This window comes from Sporosarcina sp. SAFN-015, from assembly GCF_059415085.1.
The window spans coordinates 145030-160419 of the sequence record NZ_JBPFDR010000006.1 but is presented as its reverse complement, the minus strand read 5'-3'; the positions used below and the strand labels follow the sequence as shown (position 1 = coordinate 160419).

The 15390-nt window shown below is 52.3% G+C and carries 20 protein-coding genes and 2 pseudogenes; all 22 read left to right on the top strand.

Annotated features, from left to right (window positions below; translation table 11 throughout):
• Positions 1–206: 206 nt before the first annotated feature.
• The 22 genes and pseudogenes from ACR65H_RS12375 (at position 207) to ACR65H_RS12270 (ending at position 15371) form a co-directional block, all read left to right on the top strand.
• Positions 207–980, top strand: a complete 774-nt coding sequence (locus tag ACR65H_RS12375; RefSeq protein ID WP_440500601.1) for a hypothetical protein — start codon at positions 207–209, stop codon at positions 978–980.
• A gap of 109 nt (positions 981–1089) precedes the next feature.
• The gene (locus tag ACR65H_RS12370) at positions 1090–1416 is read left to right on the top strand and encodes a hypothetical protein (protein WP_440500600.1); all 327 of its coding nucleotides are present in this window, start codon (positions 1090–1092) and stop codon (positions 1414–1416) included.
• 2 nt (positions 1417–1418) lie between these two features.
• Complete coding sequence (locus ACR65H_RS12365; protein WP_440500599.1) at positions 1419–2918, top strand: hypothetical protein; 1500 nt, start codon at positions 1419–1421, stop codon at positions 2916–2918.
• A gap of 183 nt (positions 2919–3101) precedes the next feature.
• Positions 3102–5327, top strand: a complete 2226-nt coding sequence (locus ACR65H_RS12360; protein WP_440500598.1) for a DNA polymerase — start codon at positions 3102–3104, stop codon at positions 5325–5327.
• A 19-nt stretch (positions 5328–5346) separates the two neighbouring features.
• Entirely contained in the window at positions 5347–5631 is a 285-nt protein-coding gene (locus ACR65H_RS12355) for a hypothetical protein (RefSeq protein WP_440500596.1), read from the top strand.
• Positions 5631–6620 (top strand): hypothetical protein, encoded by a 990-nt coding sequence (locus ACR65H_RS12350; RefSeq protein WP_440500595.1) that lies wholly within the window; start codon positions 5631–5633, stop codon positions 6618–6620. The genes ACR65H_RS12355 and ACR65H_RS12350 overlap by 1 nt, the downstream gene beginning before the upstream one ends.
• Positions 6620–7720 carry a hypothetical protein gene (locus ACR65H_RS12345; protein WP_440500594.1) on the top strand — a complete coding sequence of 367 codons (1101 nt, stop codon included), beginning with the start codon at positions 6620–6622 and terminating at the stop codon, positions 7718–7720. Before ACR65H_RS12350 ends, ACR65H_RS12345 begins: the two co-directional genes overlap by 1 nt.
• Complete coding sequence (locus ACR65H_RS12340; protein ID WP_440500593.1) at positions 7710–8237, top strand: crossover junction endodeoxyribonuclease RuvC; 528 nt, start codon at positions 7710–7712, stop codon at positions 8235–8237. Before ACR65H_RS12345 ends, ACR65H_RS12340 begins: the two co-directional genes overlap by 11 nt.
• Positions 8234–8383, top strand: coding sequence for a hypothetical protein (locus tag ACR65H_RS12335; protein ID WP_440500592.1), 150 nt, complete (start codon positions 8234–8236; stop codon positions 8381–8383). Before ACR65H_RS12340 ends, ACR65H_RS12335 begins: the two co-directional genes overlap by 4 nt.
• Positions 8371–8556, top strand: coding sequence for a hypothetical protein (locus tag ACR65H_RS12330; RefSeq protein WP_440500590.1), 186 nt, complete (start codon positions 8371–8373; stop codon positions 8554–8556). The genes ACR65H_RS12335 and ACR65H_RS12330 overlap by 13 nt, the downstream gene beginning before the upstream one ends.
• Before the next feature lie 60 nt (positions 8557–8616).
• Positions 8617–9471 (top strand): annotated as a pseudogene (locus tag ACR65H_RS12325) (glycyl radical enzyme family protein); the annotation flags it as partial.
• A gap of 133 nt (positions 9472–9604) precedes the next feature.
• Positions 9605–10294 carry an NUMOD3 domain-containing DNA-binding protein gene (locus ACR65H_RS12320; protein WP_440500588.1) on the top strand — a complete coding sequence of 230 codons (690 nt, stop codon included), beginning with the start codon at positions 9605–9607 and terminating at the stop codon, positions 10292–10294.
• 147 nt (positions 10295–10441) lie between these two features.
• A pseudogene (locus ACR65H_RS12315) lies at positions 10442–11815 on the top strand (ribonucleotide reductase barrel domain-containing protein); the annotation flags it as partial.
• Between the two features lie 105 nt (positions 11816–11920).
• Complete coding sequence (locus tag ACR65H_RS12310) at positions 11921–12640, top strand: PhoH family protein (protein ID WP_440500587.1); 720 nt, start codon at positions 11921–11923, stop codon at positions 12638–12640.
• Positions 12637–12891: a hypothetical protein gene (locus tag ACR65H_RS12305; protein WP_440500586.1), complete on the top strand. Its 255-nt coding sequence runs from the start codon at positions 12637–12639 to the stop codon at positions 12889–12891. Before ACR65H_RS12310 ends, ACR65H_RS12305 begins: the two co-directional genes overlap by 4 nt.
• Positions 12875–13057: a hypothetical protein gene (locus ACR65H_RS12300; protein WP_440500585.1), complete on the top strand. Its 183-nt coding sequence runs from the start codon at positions 12875–12877 to the stop codon at positions 13055–13057. The genes ACR65H_RS12305 and ACR65H_RS12300 overlap by 17 nt, the downstream gene beginning before the upstream one ends.
• Positions 13054–13230 carry a hypothetical protein gene (locus ACR65H_RS12295; protein WP_440500583.1) on the top strand — a complete coding sequence of 59 codons (177 nt, stop codon included), beginning with the start codon at positions 13054–13056 and terminating at the stop codon, positions 13228–13230. Before ACR65H_RS12300 ends, ACR65H_RS12295 begins: the two co-directional genes overlap by 4 nt.
• The gene (locus ACR65H_RS12290) at positions 13227–13403 is read left to right on the top strand and encodes a hypothetical protein (RefSeq protein WP_440500582.1); all 177 of its coding nucleotides are present in this window, start codon (positions 13227–13229) and stop codon (positions 13401–13403) included. Before ACR65H_RS12295 ends, ACR65H_RS12290 begins: the two co-directional genes overlap by 4 nt.
• Positions 13404–13826 carry a MazG-like family protein gene (locus tag ACR65H_RS12285; protein WP_440500581.1) on the top strand — a complete coding sequence of 141 codons (423 nt, stop codon included), beginning with the start codon at positions 13404–13406 and terminating at the stop codon, positions 13824–13826.
• The gene (locus ACR65H_RS12280) at positions 13823–14017 is read left to right on the top strand and encodes a hypothetical protein (RefSeq protein WP_440500580.1); all 195 of its coding nucleotides are present in this window, start codon (positions 13823–13825) and stop codon (positions 14015–14017) included. Before ACR65H_RS12285 ends, ACR65H_RS12280 begins: the two co-directional genes overlap by 4 nt.
• Entirely contained in the window at positions 14014–14733 is a 720-nt protein-coding gene (gene thyX, locus ACR65H_RS12275; RefSeq protein ID WP_440500579.1) for an FAD-dependent thymidylate synthase, read from the top strand. The genes ACR65H_RS12280 and thyX overlap by 4 nt, the downstream gene beginning before the upstream one ends.
• Positions 14730–15371 (top strand): 3D domain-containing protein, encoded by a 642-nt coding sequence (locus tag ACR65H_RS12270; protein WP_440500578.1) that lies wholly within the window; start codon positions 14730–14732, stop codon positions 15369–15371. Before thyX ends, ACR65H_RS12270 begins: the two co-directional genes overlap by 4 nt.
• The last annotated feature ends 19 nt before the right edge of the window (positions 15372–15390 follow it).

Sequence of the window (15390 nt, the reverse complement as noted above, 5' to 3'; positions counted from 1 at the left end):
GTTTGACGTAATAAAGCCGGCACTTGCGTCGGCTACATCGTTCAACTACCGATACAATACGCCCTTGCGTAGCAGGGAGCGTTGTAAAGGTTAATGCGCATAGTTGAGCGGTGTAGCGGGCGCAAGAGTGGACGCACACTTGACGGGCAACGCGTGGACGCACGCAACGCCTTTACCGATAAAACACACGCAAAGGGGACGTTAAATTGACGAACTACACAGCAGGAGCAGACGCTCTCAACGCATTAAACCGATCCGACGACGCAGGCACGGCGAATGAGTTTACGAGCTTTAAAAGCGGTACAACGTTCTTCGTTAAAGCGCTCGGCACAGCGGACTTGATTCAGTTTTTCAGCTACGGCATTTTCAATAAGGTAAATTCGTTCGTTGCCGACAAGCCCTCGAAGAAATCCGCGAAAGGCTATCCGGTTGACGACTTAACCGTTTGGGATCGCGCTTGGAAGCATCATAAGGACTTGTCGCAAGAGTTCAACGATTACCACGGTCAAGAGGCGTCTAAATACCGTTGCAAGGAACGTTTTGCGATGGGCTTCTACGACCTAACGACGGGCGAACTAATCGTCATTGACGTATCGAAGAAGCAAGCGCAAGCAATCCACGCAATCATCGTCAAGAACGAGAAGCGCCTCGACAAAATGGCGTTCGAACTATCGAAGCAAGGTAGCGGAACGTCGACAACGGTCAGTTTGTCGCCGGTCATGTTCCCTGACGAGGACTTGACGGACGTACAGCGCGCCAACCTCGACAAAGCGCCGGACAAGTTCGATATGTCGCGATTCGACGGTATTCTGTTCGAAGCGGACGAGAAGCAGCAAATCGAAAACTTGATTCAGGCGGGCTTCGATATCGCGCTAATCGGGTTGGAACGGCCTGCAATCGGAGAGTCAGCATCGACGAATGACCCGTTTGCTCAAGGCGAAGGACCAATCGAAGTAAGCGACGATGACTTGCCGTTCTAACCGACGGCAGGTTTCTCGCAAACTATAACGAGGAAGGAAGGCGGACAACATCGCACATGAAACGCAGGTAACAGGCGCAATCAGCGAGCTAACGGCAGCTTCGCTACTTATGACGCAACTGGGCTACGAGGTCGCCAAGCCGCTAGTCGCGGAGGTCTACGATTTCCTAGCGCGCGATCCGGCAAACGGCGAAACTTATCGCGTACAAGTGAAAACCCTTCGCGTACGGACAGACCGCGACAATGCGCTCGTAGTCTATGCGCGCAAAGGTAACGGCGAGCCGTATACGCCGGACGAAGTAGACTTAATAATCGGAGTCGACCATACTCGTGCTTTTATGTTCGAGTGTACGGGATTATCCGAATATTGGAGTACGGAGCAGACGGCGCGCAAGCGGTGGATTCTATTAAAAAACGACGAAAAGGCGGCGGTTTGAGGATGGCAAAACTTACAGGCGTAAAGACGATCGATATGGTTAACGGCGAAATTACGAAGATTGAGTATGATGGCGCGGAGTATGCGAAGGTTGACGAACATGCGCAAGCTGGCGACGTTGTGCAAGTCGTCGGAAGGTCGTGGGGAACTATCGAAAAAGGCGACTTCTATATTGCGAAATATACAGACGGTAGATTTACGCATATTGAGTTTCCGAGGCGCGCAAACGGCTATACGTCAGACTTCGAAGTATTCCGCAAAATCACCGCAGACAAGCCCGCACTCGACTCGCGAGTTGACGCATTGGAAGAACGCGTTGATAAGCTAGAAGGCAAGGCAGGTAACGCGCCAGCCAAGCCGCAATACAAAACGGAAAATCGCCACGCAAAAGTGGGCGAGCGGATTTTGATTGCGAATGCTACGCAAACGGACGGTAAGTATGCGAATGGCGACGTACTTACGGTTAAGGAAGCGGATATATGGCGATTTGCAGGCGGAGGCGGAACAGTACACGTCGAAGAACACGATCGGCAGATTTATCCGGAAGAATACGCAGTCATCGTCGAAGACACTGCGCCGGCCAACGCAAAGCCAGCGCAAACAATCGAACACAACGGCGCAACCTACGAACTAGTTTCGCGCAAAGCACAGCCGGGCGATGTCGTAGTGTTTACGGAGAACGAATACCGCTGTTTAGAAAACGGTACGCCGTACAAAGTCGAAGATGGCGGAGGCATTACGGATCGTGACGGCGATTACGCGGCGGTATACAACCGATTTAACGGACGCACGGAAGCGAACGTACTCGTATACGCGCCGGTTGCGCAGCCGAAGCCAAAGACGGGCGACATCGTAGTCATTACGGCGAATACGAGCTACTCGAACAATAAAGTCGGAGACATCGGGAAGGTCGGACGCATCGCAGAAGGCATGTCACGCGCCGAGGTCTTAGTTCCCGGCGGACCTACAAGGTCTGTTTGGACGGAGTTTGCCGAAATGCGCCTCGCCACGCCTGCGGAAGTTGCGGAGTATGAAGTAAATGCGAAGCCTGCTGCGAAGCCGAAAACGCCAAAACTGTCCGAAGGCGACTACGCTAAGACGCTAAAGGACGGCGAGTTCGGCGACATTAAAGCGGGCACGATCGTAGAAATCACCGACCTTGATTGCGGAGACTCATACGATTCTTACGAAATTTGCGCCGAACTACCGGACGGCGGCGAACACGACTACTTCCGTCCGCAAGACCTCGAAAAGCTCGACGGTAAAGACGTAGCATTTGCGAAACTTGGGCGCAAGCCTAACGAGTTCAAGAAGGGCGATATTGTACGCGTCCTAGACGACGAAGAATATCCGGAATTGAACGGTAAACTAGCCGAAGTAAGTCGGGAGCCTTACGGTTCGTGTGGCGGAGGGAACGTGGAATTAAACGAAGGAACTGCGCTTGTACTAGGCGAAGACATCAAACTAATCGCGCCAGTAGAATCGCGTGTTGACGTGGTGTGAATACGTGCCACTGCGGTAAGGAATTGAACGCAACTGAACCGCACACAGACGCGACATACGACGAGCATACGCAACGTTACTACTGCTCGTCGGACTGCTTCCGCGATTGGGCGGACGAGCATTACGAGGAAGTTATCGCGTACTATGAGCGAATGAATATTCATTGACGGAGGCGATGCGTAAATGAAAGACGTAAAGTTGACGTTAAACCTACGTAGCCCGACAGCAGAGGCGAGCGCAAGTGTCGCAAAGGCAGCAGCCACTAAGCGGGCGAATACCGAAACGTTAGACGAAGCGTGGGCGCGCATACTTGCGACGAAGTTATCCGATTTAGACCGCGCTAGGCTTGCGTCTGTCCGCGCGGCAATGGACGCAGGCAAGCTAGGACGCGACCCTGCGGACTTAACTACGAAGACTGGCCGACCAAAACGTTTCAGCAAGGCGGAGGCATTGCGGTTGTATGCGGTACTCGAAGAACAAACGCGTGTCGAACGCTTGGCGGAAATGGTCGAGAACAAGCCGGACAACTACGTTCTGATTACGGACAAGACAGCGCTGCAAGATGCAATAGACGTGATGTCGCGCGAAACACTAGTCGTATTTGACGTAGAGACAACGGGCGTAGACGTTTATCGCGACAAGATCGTCGGTCATGTACTTTCGGCAACTAGCGCGGACGTGCACTACTACATTCCGACCGACCATCAGGACGCTAGTAAACCGCAACTAGACCGCGATTACGTAGCCAGCGCGCTAAAGCCGTTATACGAGAACGCGGACATCGGCTTCATTGCGCACAACGCGAAGTTCGACCTGCAAATGCTGCGCAATAACTTCGGCATTGACGTGAAGAACCTCGCGTGGGACTCGCAAGAAGCTATGATTCTATTGAACGAAAACGAGCCGTCTAAGGCGCTGAAAGTGCTTGCGACGAAGTATCTGCGAGATGAATCGTACACATACGGCCAGCTATTCGGCGACCGCGGCTTTGACGAAGTTGACTTGACGACTGCGCTTGCATACGCGGCAAAGGACGGCGACATAACGTACAGGCTTTACGAGTTCCAGCGCGAACACCTCGCACAGCACGGCAATATGCTGCGCTACTTCGAAACGGTTGAAATGCCGCTATTAAAGATCGTGTCCGATATGGAGCTACGTGGCTACGACATCGACACAGATTATGCGTCTATTATTGCGGAGGACTTGCGCAAGCAGGCGGAAGCGGCGCATAAACGCGTTGTGGCTGCGCTCGGCGACGACGTAAACCTTAATAGTCCTGCGCAACTAAAGACGGCTATCGAGACGCACGTCGGCAAGACAATCGCGGACACGGACGCAAAGAAGACGCTAAAGCCGCTCGCAAAAGACTGGCCGATCATTGCGGACTTGCTCGAATATCGCGAAGTTACGAAACTACTATCGACTTACTACGACGCGCTTCCGTCATTGATTAACGAGCGCACGGGACGCATTCATACGCGGTTGCACCAAAACGGCGCAAAGACAGGGCGTTTCAGTTCGGGCGGAAGCGGCAGTTTTAACATACAGAATCAGAGCGGAGAAGCGCGCAAAATGTTCGTAGCTCCTCCGGGCAAGTTTATCGTCAATGCCGACTTCTCGGCGCAAGAGGTGCGGATTATTGCGTCGGTTTCGCAAGAAGAAGTCCTGCTCGACGCCTTTGCGCGGGGCGTGGACGCCTATGCGACGCTGGCGAGCGAGTTCTTCGGCAAGCCGTACGAAGAGTGCTACAAAATGCCGGACGGTAGCGATACGCCCGAGCGGAAGATGATGAAGGTCGTACTATTGTCGTCCATGTACGGCGCAAGTAAGTACGGCTTATCGGAATCGCTCGGCATTAGCGTAGAAAAGGCGGAACAGTTCCGGCTAGACTTCTTCGCGAAGTATCGTAAGATTGCGCAGTTTATCGAGGATACGCAGGCGTTTGCTAAACGCGAAGGCTTCGTATGGATTGGCGACGAGGACCGTAAGCGGCGACTGCCCGAGGCGCGTCAGAAGGAAAAGCGCATACCCTACGGCAAATGGAACGATCCGAAATACAAGAAGGCGCGAGAAGTTAATAGCGAGATACGGCGGGCAATGCGACAAGGGCCGAATGCGCGAATACAAGGACTGGCCGCGATACAGACGAAAGTTACGATGGTTGCGCTCGATGCGCTACTCAAACGCAAGGGGTGGGAATGGTTTGCGCCAATACACGACGAGCTGGCGTTCATTACAGACGACGCACTCACTGCGGAAGACATTGCGGAAATCGATCGTGTTATGACGCATTCATACCTGTTGCCGGGCGTTGAGAACGGGACCGACATCGAAATACAGCGCCGTTGGTCGGACAGCATTACGGCGCGTGACTACCTCGCAGGCAAAGCGGTTCCTGCGCTATAAACGAAAGGGGAGCGATATTATGACGATCAAAATTACACAGGCGCAAGTTACTGAACTATTTTTCGAAGAGGAAATTGAAGTTGACGGCGTTACGCTAACAACCGTCGAAGAAGGGGACTTCGAGCAAGATGGAAAGATGCAGTCCGCGGAATTAATTTTTACAGACGGTACGAAATTCTATCGCGGAACAGTAATGCGAAGCGGCTCACCTTTCACGGATTGGTATTACGATGAAGATACGGATTTCGGCGTAGATGAAGTCGTAAAGAAGGAAGTTACTATTACACGTTGGGTGGCGGTTTGATGACGGGCTTATCCGCACAAATAGAAGGCGACTTGATCGCGCTACTGGACGATTGGTTTAGCTTGCCCGAGGTTTTCGATGACGCGCTAGATTCGCAGATTCACGCATGGTACGTCAGCCCGCCGAAGGTTTGGCCGCAAAAACCGTACTTCTCGCCGTCGTCACTCGGCAGTTGCCCGCGCGAGCTGTATTTGAAGGCGAAGGGCGCCAAGCGCGATAACTTCCGCAGGCCACCGCACCAAGCGCGGCAAGCGAAAATGGGAACGCTAACGGGCGATATGATCCAGCGCGAACTACTATTCATCGAGAAGCACTACGAGCGCCTGACGGGTAATGCGCCGCGCTTCCGATTCTTGCGCGACGAACAAGGGCGTCCGCGCTTCGAGGAGTTTGCGAAAGCGAACGTCAAAGTCACGCACAACGGCGAAACATTCTATCTAAGTGGCGCGCCTGACGGAATCATGGAGTACATTACGGACGACGGCGAGGCGATCCGAGTTGGCCTCGAAATCAAGTCGAAGGCATCGACGGCGGCCAAGACGTCGCACTATTCAATGCGCGAGCCGGACGCAAGCCACCGACAACAAGCAACGGCCTATGCGCGCATGTTCGGCTGTTCTTACTACGTCGTGCTGTACCTGAATCTCGCGAAGAAAGGCTGGTTTATGTCCGATGAAGATTACGCCAAAACGCCGGACTTGCGAGCGTTCTGCTTGCGCATTACTGACGAAGACATTGCGCAAGTGCTCGACAAGCCTGCGTATGTGACGCGATGTGTAAGGGAAGGAACGCCACCTCCGCTAAGTCTCGACGATTGGACATTTAACGGATTTAAGACGGCCTGTGCGCTCGACTTAACGGACGATGAGTTCGCGGAATTGATCGAAGTGAACCACCGCGCGCAACATTCGAATATGAGCGCGAGTAAGAAGCGGGATTATGCGGCGGCTATCGAGTTTATAACTGAAACGCGAAAGGGGACGTTATAATGGCGAAGTTCAAAGTTGGCGATAAGGTGCGCGTTTTGGACGTTAATGCGATTTTATTCGGCAGTAAGTATTTCGAGAACGGCGAAATCTACGAAGTTCTAAACGTTAGCCGAGACGGAAATCTGTATGTTGGAGGAGCAAATTGCACTGATAGAGGAGCGCGTGAAATCGGTCTTCTAATTATGCCGTCTGAATTTGACGCAATCAAACTCGTAAAGGAGAACGGTATAGTGACGAAACAATACCGTACAGAAAAACGCAAGGCACGCGTAGGCGAGCGGATTTTGATTACGAAGCCGCTAACTTCGAGAGGTTTTTACGATGTCGGAAGCGTACTAACAGTACGAAGGGGAATGGGCCATAGCGGGGCGATTGATGCTGTACTCGTTACGGAGAACAACCTCGGTATTTTCGACTATGAATACGAAGTCATCGTAGCCGAGCCGACGCACAACGAAAACTACGTCCTCACGCGCCTATCCGACGCCGAAGCCGAGATCGAAACGTTAAAGGCGAAGGTAAATGCGCTAGAAACGCAGCTTGCGGACAGACCGAAGCAAGAGCCAATCATTAAAACGCCAAATCAACGCCGCGCAGACGTAATCAAGCAGGCGCGCGCATTCGTGGCGGACTTGGAAGAACGCGCATATAACGGCGACGGTTCAGACGGCAACTATACTTTCGAATGGCTGACGACGCGACTGACGTTCCATGTAAACGCGGATAAAGGCGTCGTTACGGCGCTTGCGCACGGATCGGCTAACGGTAAACTAATCGACAAAGCATTCGCAAAATGCGCGCCGGGCGACGTATTTAACGCAGACATCGGCAAGGCAATCGCAGCAGGACGTTTGTATGGTGTAAAAGTACCGGCCGAGTTCTATAATGCGCCGCAACCGACGGAGATTGTCGTAGGGATGCGCGTAAATGGCGAGAGCGCTTCTGGATATTATCGCAAGTCGCGGGTTTTTACGCTTACAGAACCGCGCGCGGGTGGTTGGGCGTATACAGCGGACTTTGAAGCTGACGAGGGCGACTGGATTACGAAACGCGACATTGGCGCAATCATCGACGACACGGACGCGCAATATGAGTCCTAAAAAGAGCCTACGCATACTCGCGCTCGACATTAGCGCATCGCCCGGCTACGCAGTCCTCGAATTGCGTCAACTCAAAGCCGGTCCGCGCTTGTCGCTATTGCACGTCGATCATGCGGCCACTGACGCAAGCCAGCCGGATTCGCAAAGATATGCATACATCGAAGCGAAGACGGTCCAAGTCGTCCATGAATACGGACCATTCGACGCCGTAACACGCGAACATTTCACGAAGGGTCGTAGTAAACGCGCCACGCAACTCGTATTCGGCGCATGGGCGGCAGTGGACGCGGCGTTAGGACGTTACGGCTATGCTATCGCAACAGCGGACGAAATTACGCCAAGCGCGGTCAAGAAGGCGGCAACGGGCAACGGCAGCGCAGACAAGGCGGAAGTCGAGGCGGGCGTAAGGGCGCTGCTTAAATTGCCGGACGACTTCGTATTTGCGACGGATGACTGTTCGGATGCGACTGCGGTGGGCATTGCGTATTTAAAATCGAAAGGAATGATTGCGGAATGACAACGCCTAAAAAGAAGTTAACAACGAAGGTTGGCGAGTTTATCGGCTATTCGATCGTCGCACTATACATGCTTGCGCTAGTAGTCGGAGGATTCTTCGCACACCTTGCGCTAATCCGTTGGGGACTACGCATATGGCCGCTTTAACGGAGGCGCGCAGGCTCGAAATGCTGCGGCTTTTAACGGAGCGGCGCGGCGAATTACTATTCGATATAAGCCACGCAAAAATAGCGCTTGGACGTCTAGAGCGCGAATTGATCGAAATTGAGGACGCGATGCAAGACTTGCAAGCGGAAGACAAACGTAAAGGGGACGATTAAGTGACGGCGAAACTACTAACTAACGAATTTTTATCGAAATACCCGGACTTTCCAGCGCACATGAACGCGCTCGGCCAGTTCGTTTACTATCGGACATATTCGCGCTTCCTGCCCGCAAAAGGACGGCGCGAAACGTGGAAAGAGACAGTCGCGCGTGCTACGGAATACAACGTAGGACTTGCGCAGAAGCATACGGACAAAATCGGCTACACGGCGGACTATGACGCCTTGCGCGCAGAAGCCGAGCTGCTATTCGATAACATGTTCAATTTGCGCCAGTTTGTAAGCGGACGGACGTTATGGATTGGCGGAGCTGACGGCGGCGTTGCCGACAAGTATCCGCTCGCAAATTTCAACTGTTCCTACGTTTCCATCCGAAGTTGGGACGACCTCGGCGACTTGTTCTACTTGCTACTCGTCGGCACGGGCGTTGGTTTTAAATGTACGAAAGAGTACGCCGCAAACTTGGCGCCAATTCGCGCAAACGTGAAAGTAACGCATGAGCCGTTTACGCAACGTTATCCTGCGACAAAGATCGCTGACACTTCGCTACACATCATTAACGACGGTACAAAGGCAGTCATTCACGTAGGCGACTCGAAGGAAGGATGGGTCGATTCATTGCGCGAGTTCTTCCGCCTATTGACGGATAAGCAGTACGAAGCCGTCGAAGAAATCAGCATTTATTACGATTACATTCGACCGCAAGGCGCGCGACTTAATACATTCGGAGGCACAGCGTCAGGTCACGAACCATTACTAGAAATGTTCGAAGGTATATCGAAGGTATTGCGCAATGAAATGGATGCCTCGCTCGCGCCACTAGAGGACGCAGGCAACGGCTATAAGCGCGTCAGACCGATTCACATACTCGACATCGGCAACTTGATCGGCTACAACGTCGTAGTCGGTGGTAAACCTTATGCCTCCGACTTAAATAAAAATTCCTCTTTATCGGTGAAACTCTGACCGCGTAATGGCGAAGACAATACCGAGGGAAGCAATCTAAAGTCGTTCTCTCTATAATTAAATTATGGAGGTCGATAATATGTTCTACGTATATGAGTATTACAAGAAAGAAAATGATGAAGTGTTTTACGTCGGTAAAGGTACTGGCAATCGAATGTACGAACTTCATAACAGAAGTAAGTATTTCATGTCAGTTTACAGAAAATATAAATGTGACGTTAGGATCGTATATGATGGCCTTACAAACGAAGCTGCTTGCGAAAAGGAGATTGAAAGAATTGCAGAAATGAAGTCTATCGGACAAGCATATTGCAATTTCACGTTTGGAGGCACTGGCTTTTCAACTGGTAAGCTTAACCCGATACACAAAAGACTTGCGAGAGGCGAAAAGTCGTTATTCGCTAAAAGGAAGTTCTTCGGAGCAGATAACGGTTTCTACGGAAGAAAACACTCAGGGGAAACCAAGAAGAAAATTTCCGAAAGTCGAAAGGGTAAAGGCGGTCAGTTTGGAGAGGACAATCCTATGTACGGAGTGCAACGATTTGGTGAGGATAACCCGATGTTCGGGAAAACAGGGGATCAGCATCATAATAGCGTTATGTACAACGTCACTTATACCGACGGAACGGAAGAAAGATTAACCGCGAAGCAGTGCGAGTTGAAGTTCGGAATTGCTTTCACTAGAATCCGAGGCATTGGCGGAAAACTTCATTATAAAAAGAAAACTAAGAACGACATATACGAGGGAGCGACTGTCACGTTAGATTGAACCTGTAACGACTAGCCGCAAGGCGTAGGGCGCAAGCGATTGGCGCTCGAAACGGGGAACTTAGAAGATATAGTCTGATCTATGCGGAAACGTATAGCTGCGCGTAAAGGCGCGGGCGAGGCGTAGCGAACCTCGTTGAACATAATGGTAAGAAGGACGGCGGAAATCTTCTTATTTGACGCGGACGATTACGAGTCGATGTTCGCGAAGTACGGCATTAACGGAATATGGAACGTCGAGCAGCACGAAAAAGTTGTAGGAGCAGTAGAAGCGGCAGGTCTTAACGATGTTGCGAATATGCTTGCGTCGATTGAGCCGTTTAATGCGGAAGCCCGACCGTTGCATCATCGCCGCATGTCTAATAACTCAATTGCTTTTACGAAAAAGCCAACAGAAGAACAGCTCGCGCTAATCTTCGAATTGATGCAGGCGGAAGGCGAGCCGGGCTTCGTGAACCTCGAAGAAGCGCAAAGGCGACGACCTAACGCGGAGGGACTAAACCCCTGCGTGGAGATCATTCTCGACAGTTACGGCGTGTGTAATCTAACGACGGTCAACTTAGTGCAATTCGTTAAGCCAATCACGGACTATTCGTGGGGCGAAGATGGTGTGTGTCACGGAATGGTGGGCGAACGGTATGTACTCGATGTACTTGCGTTACTCGAAGCGCAGAGAGTGTCTGCTCGTGCTGGACTACGTATGACACTCGCGCAACTAGAATTGCCACATTGGGACGCGGTTCAGCAACGCGATAGACTGCTAGGCACCTCGCTAACTGGCGTAAAGGACGCGTTTGCAATGATTGACTATTCGGAGGAAGAAGAAGCGGACTTGCTTGCGCTATTAGGCGACGTGGCGCGCAATGAAGCGGACAAGTATGCGAAAGAACTACGCGTGAATGCGCCATTACTCGTTACGACGGTCAAGCCGGAAGGCACGATTTCGCAAGTCGCAGGAGGCGTAAGTTCCGGCCTACATTGGTCGCACTCGCCGTACTATATCCGCAGAATCCGGATCAACGCGACAGACCCGCTCGCAAAAGCGGTACAGTCGATAGGCTGGCCGGTACATGCGGAAGTAGGCACGCCGGGCGAAACGGTTGAGGAACGCCTAGCAAACGCAAGAACGCTCGTTATCGACTTCCCTGTCGCATCGGGCGCAAGCAAGACGAAGGACGACGTAAAAGTGCCGGAGCAGTTCGATACGTACTTCCGATTCCAGCGCGAATATACCGAACATAATTCGTCCAATACGATTCACGTACGACCGGATGAGTGGAGCGAAGCGCAACGGATTGTATACGAAGGATGGGACGATTTCGTAGGCGTTAGTTTCCTCGCGCATGACGGCGGTTCTTACGAGCTTGCGCCGTACGAAGCGATTACGCGCGAGCAGTACGAAGACCTCGCCGCAAAGATGGCCACATTCGATCCGGCTATCCTCGAACAATTCGAAACAGGCGCGGACAGCGACCTCGACGGAATGGACGGCTGCGAAGGCGGCGTTTGCCCTATCCGATGAGTTACCGCACAATGCTCGAAGCTAAACGACTAGCCGCGGACAAGCCCGACGTCTTAATGACGTTGCGGGAACTCCGCGAGCATGAGGTTAAAGGGGAGCGATCAAATGGCATTTTTCGGAATAACTTCGAAGAACGGCGCACAGAAAGCGCTAATGCAGGCGCTAATTAACGATAAGCCTTTCACATTCGTTACGGGGCCTAGCGGATGCGGTAAGACACTGATTGCGCAGGCAGTCGGCTTGGAGCGCGTCGTCGAAGAACAGCGTTACCGCAAGATGATATATACGCGGATGCAGACGCAAGTTGGCGAAAACCTCGGCGCATTGCCGGGCGACATCGACGAGAAGACGTATCCGTTTATCGCGCCATTTATGGATAACCTCGATGTAATGAGCGATATGTCGGCGGTAATTCGCCGGTATATCCTCGATGGCGACGAGGACAAGCGCAAGGTATTCTTCGACCCGATTCAGACGGTGCGCGGTCGTTCGTTAAATCACACGTTCTTCCTCGGTGATGAAATGCAGAATGTCGACATTCATACGATTGCGGCGATTGCTACGCGACCGGGACATAACGCTAAATTCGTATTTACCGGCAACTTCTCGCAGATTGATAGTCCGCGTTTGCGCAATCCGAATAATAACGGACTCTACTGCTTACTGAAAGGACTGTACGACGCCGAGGCGCATCAATACTTCGATCATATTAACCTAACGGAAACGCAACGCCATCCGGTCGTAGAAGTTGTCGAAAAGATATTACGCAACCATGACGTACCGCCGGAATTTGAGGCGTTGGAATTGCGAGGTAATGTCGTATGACTACGGAAATAACGTACACATTCGGAATCAACGTTGAGCGCGCGGAGGAACTGACGGACATCGCTCCACACGTCCGTGATTTCATTACGACTATCGGCGCGGGCAGTTGCGATATACAAGTCGCAATCAATCCGGGGCTAGGCGATACGCATCCAACGCAGCAGCTTGCGCCGGCTATCGGCTTCGTGACGGACAGCGCGCAATATTACGAAGATGAAACGGAGGAAATAGGACATGACGACGAAGAATAACGGAATGCCCATACGCAACAGACGAATACGGCGCGACTTCATGCGCCTGCTTGCGTTATTAACCGACGCAACTAACGATCCGGACTACGCAGAAATCGAGCAAATCGCGGCGCGCAACGGACTATACTTCGATGATGACGGCGCAATACAGGAGGTGGCGGAATGATCGTAGCGGAGTACGCTTGCCCGGAATGTGGCGCTAAATACGGCGATTTTGAGGACTTTCTCGACCACGTAGCAGTTTGCGAAGAATGCGCGGGCAAGACCGTTAGTATTCCGGTGCCCGCGCCGATGGAACGGATTTACATGACGGTTAATTTAGGGGAGGCGGAGGAATGAAGGCGACAACACACGGGATATTTGCGCTTGCATGGGCGTTCCTAGCCGCGGTAAACGTCGTCTTATGGGCGATAATTGACGACATAACGTTACTAGTTATTGCGTTGATATTCTACGTATTCTCCGCAGAACACGGCATTATAGCCGCAATAAAACGTAAGGAGGACGTATAAATGGCGTATTTACGCGAACGAGAGGACTTCTTTAAGCCGCCTAGCGCGGAGGTAAGGGCGCCGGGCAACGTAAGACATACAAAGACGGACTTAATCCGCCAGTGGTCGATTGATCGCAACTTACACACGGCAGACCCGACTAAGCAAGCGCTAAAGCTCGGCGAAGAGTTTGGCGAACTGTTCGAAGGGCTGGCGAAGGGAAATGCGGATTTAACTAAGGACGCAATCGGAGATATGTACGTCGTAATGACGATTCTATCGCAACAACTCGGCTTTACAATCGAGGAATGCATCGACATTGCATACGACGAAATCAAGGACAGACGCGGTAAGATGGTCGACGGAGTTTTCGTTAAGGAAAGCGACTTGACGGACAGTAGCGGACAACTAGCGTTTAACTTCGAAAAGGGGACGATTGAATGAGTCGAACTCACGCATACCTATTTGCGGTATATGACGCTGACGGCCGTTTTATACAAGCGTACGCATCCGCTAAATGGGCGATGGCACGCGCGGATAAGCACACAGGTTCGCGAGTTGCTACGTACGTTCATGAAGGAAATAAGTTCGGCGTCGAAATGGCGCATTACATGAATGGGAGGACGAATAATTGACGCAATCACAACGCATAGACGTACTCGACAAGGGCTACGTCATCTTACACGACATTCTCGGCGACGACCGCACGGTAGCGAACGCAGCACGCGTTTCTTACGACAAGAAAACGGGCGAACTCACGGACAGGGATCAGCGTTTAATCGCCTTCCTTGCGCGTGAGGGACATACGTCACCATTCCGACACGCAACGCTACAATTCGAATTATATGCGCCATTAATGATAGCGCGCCAACACTGGAAATATATTGTAGGTTCATCTATTGCGGAAGCTACTGGCGATAATATGGACGCGTGGAACGAAAGCTCGCGTAGATATGTTACGGAAGAACCGACGTTTTATATTCCGCAAATTGACGAATGGCGAAGTGCGCCGGAAAGTTCGAAGCAAGGTAGCGGTGAAGCGGTAGATCGCGTAACAGGTTACGAAATGTTGGAGGCGCTAATCGAACACGTTGACGAAAGTATTCGGCTGTACGAACGGGCTATGAGACGCGGAGTTTGCGCAGAACAAGCGCGTTTGTTCCTGCCAGCTTACGGAATGTACGTGCGCTACTACTGGACTGCATCGCTACAATCCGTCGCACACTTTATCGCGCAACGACTCGCAGATGACGCGCAGGTCGAAATCCAAGCGTACGCAAAAGCAACACTCGAATTAGCGCGCGAACATTTTCCGGTAAGTATCGACGCATTGATCGGAGACACGCAATGAAGTGCATTAAAGCGGCAATAGTCGCAGGACTGCTCGCATTCATGACGTTCTACTACGCGGCAGTTCGCCCGGAACCTGCGGAGACTGACGACGTAGAGCCGCCGGAGGAAGCGGCTGACGCGGAGCAGCCCAAACCGCCCGTCTACGACGACAGCGACGAAATAGCAACGTTAGACGAGCGTAGGCGGGCGTATGAAGCGCAACAGTTAGCGGAGAGGGGAGCGGTGCTAATTGCGGAGAAGAAGCGTAGAGCCGAACGGACAGCCAGCGCAAATAAGCCGAAGCAGCAGCCGGCATCACGCGGCAGTAGCTACGTAGGGCAGGCGCAAACATTTCAGGCGACGGCATATACGGCATATTGCGCCGGCTGTTCGGGCATTACGCGGACGGGTCACGACCTGCGCAAGTCGATATACGAGGATGGCCGGCGTGTAATTGCGACTGACCCGCGGGTGATACCGCTTGGCTCGATCGTGCGCGTTACCCTTGCGGATGGCACTACGTTTGAAGCGGTAGCCAGCGACACGGGCGGCGCAATAAAGGGCGCGATTATCGACATTGCGCATGAAACGAAGGCAGAGGCGTTGGGGTTCGGTAGGCAGACGGTGGAGGTACGGATGATACGAAGGGGCAAATAAAACACGAAAGTGGGGCGTT